At 69.8% G+C, this 245-nt stretch carries 1 protein-coding gene; it reads right to left on the minus strand.

What is annotated here, in order from left to right:
• A partial coding sequence (locus tag BBI10_RS27455) for a hypothetical protein (RefSeq protein ID WP_167355751.1) occupies window positions 1-245 on the minus strand: 245 nt, incomplete at both ends.

A 245-nucleotide genomic window follows, 5' to 3' on the forward strand; every position in this document is an offset into this window, starting at 1 on the left:
CGACCCAGGTGGTGACGGGATTGGCGATGCCGGTCGCCTTGAGGCCGCTGTCCGGCACCAGGCCGCCGACGTTGAGGCCGTTCGGGATCGTGCTCGGCGCGCTCGCGGAAACGTTTCGCGCCTGGGTCTGCATTGCCTGCAAGGCCTGGATCGCCCGCGTCGCGCGCATCAACGACTGCTGGCTATTCTGGGCCGCTTGTTGCGCTTGCTGTGCCGCGACCTGCGCCGCGTCCGTCGCCACCTGC

The sequence above is a fragment of the Pseudomonas graminis genome, assembly GCF_001705435.1.
Lineage (GTDB): Bacteria > Pseudomonadota > Gammaproteobacteria > Pseudomonadales > Pseudomonadaceae > Aquipseudomonas > Aquipseudomonas graminis_B.